This is a genomic window from Actinoplanes sp. KI2 (assembly GCF_025630775.1).
Classification (GTDB): Bacteria; Actinomycetota; Actinomycetes; order Mycobacteriales; family Micromonosporaceae; genus Actinoplanes.
The window spans coordinates 1-2,004 of the sequence record NZ_JAOSZE010000108.1 but is presented as its reverse complement, the minus strand read 5'-3'; the positions used below and the strand labels follow the sequence as shown (position 1 = coordinate 2,004).

The following is a 2,004-nucleotide window of genomic DNA, read 5'->3' as shown; positions in this document are numbered from 1 at the left end:
GACGATCACCGTGTGCCTATCCCGCCTGTTGGGCTCCGGACACGTTAACCCCCAAAGAGATCATTCACATTCTGGGTGATCTCGATGGGGGTCTCTCTTTCCCCGCCTTGGCCTCGGAATCCACTCGCCGGAACCGTTCCTCTTCCGGGCCGACCTGGTCGGCAACGGCAGGATGAGCTGACCGTTGCCCAGCACCTCACCCGTCGGCCGGCCCACGCCGTCCACCGGCCGGCACGCGGGTTCCGCATCATCCGCGACGGCATCTTCGAGTGTCACCGTGTCCGGACCGCACACGATCAGCTTCTCGTGCGCCCGCAGATGAGCAGCCACCTGCCCGGCCTCCGCGCATCCGGTCAGCTCGCTCTCGCCGCCGGCGAGGATCTCCTCGACGATGCGGGCCTGCGACCAGTACACCCAGCGCGGCCCGTCCGCCTCAGCCGGACGGGCGCTGGTGTGCCCGTCCGGCACCGGTAGCCCGGTCGCCGGTTCACCCAATGCCCCTCCAACCGGCGCCCGCACGACTCGCACACCAGCAGACCGGTCAGCTGATACCGGTGGACGCGGCCGTCCTCCGGCATCGCCAGGGCGGTGACCTGCTGCACGGCCAGGAAGTCGGCGTCGCTGACCAGCGCGTCATGGGTGGCCTCGTTGGAGATCACCCAGTCTGAGCGCGGGTTCCACACCCGCACCGGCCCGCGACTGGACCGCTTGTCCCCCGGCACCGCTTCCCGGTGATCGGTGAACTGCCGGTTCCACACCTGCCGACCGGTGTACCTCGGATTCGCCAGGATCGCCGCCACCGTCCTCAACGTCCACACCGCCCCGCTGCGATGCCGATTCCGGGCGTGGTCGTACACTCCCGGCGACGCGACACCACGCTCATTGAGCAGCCGCGCGATCCCCGCCGCGCTCAACCCGTCCAGACGGCTGGCGAACATCCACTGCACGATCCCCGCGGTCACCGGATCCACCTCCAGCCGATGCCGGCGCCGCCCCCACGCCGCATGCATCACCTTCGGATGCGGCCCAGCATCGACCAGGCGATACCCGTACGGTGGGCGGCCACCGAGGTTACGACCCTGCTCCTTGACTTGGGCCGCCATCGCCGCGCTCGTGCGGAACCTGTTCCGCAGCACCTCCCGCTCCGCCTGATGCCCCAACATCAACAGCAACGCCTGATGCTCCGCCCGGGCCAGATCCACCGGGCCACGCGCCTCCGGCAACCACACCGCCACGCCGAACGACGCCAGCAGCGCGATCACCAACTGCGCCTCCCCGCCGGCGAACGCCCGCTCGAACTCCCCCACCACCACCGCATCAAACCCACGATCCGGATCCTCCGCCGCCGCCAACAACGCCGCCGCCTGCGGACGGCGCGCCCACGGCAGACTCCGCGACGCACCCGCATCGAAGAACTCCACCACGATCCGCCCACGGCCCGCGACCACCCGCCCGGCCGCCTCCACCTGCCACGCCCGCGACGACACCGGATCCTGATACTCCACCGTGGAGATCCGGCCGTAGAACGCGAACCGCAACCCGCCCCGGCCGGGCCCGATCACCGACCGGCCACGCCGCCGCACGGTCTGCGGCACCTCAATCCAGGAATCAAACGAACTAAGCGCCGTAGGCCGAGCGAGAGACGGCATATCGATCACCGCGATCCGAGAAGATGTCCTCCCCCACCGGTATCAGCCGGCAGACCCACCAGGCGATACCCGGCTGCGAACAATCACCCTGCCCACGCTCCGCATAACCTGACCGTCACGCTTACGGGCGACGACACCATCCGATCATCACCGCCCGTTCGACGCAGCAACGCCACTCATCCCAGGCGGTCGCCACCCCGCCGGTTAGACAAGGTGCCCGGCTCGGTACAGCTGAACACGAAACCTCGACCCGAACCTTGCCCATTCACGATCAAATACCAGGTCCACCCAACGACAAGGCGACTACGGTACGTGACATCACGACTGCAGCAAACACACGGCCAACTCACTCATC

Annotated in this window: 1 protein-coding gene; it reads right to left on the bottom strand. The window is 68.4% G+C overall.

The window, feature by feature from the left end:
- Positions 1 to 353: 353 nt before the first annotated feature.
- Complete coding sequence (locus ODJ79_RS46440; protein ID WP_263030163.1) at positions 354 to 1,649, bottom strand: recombinase family protein; 1,296 nt, start codon at positions 1,647 to 1,649, stop codon at positions 354 to 356.
- Between the last annotated feature and the right edge of the window lie 355 nt (positions 1,650 to 2,004).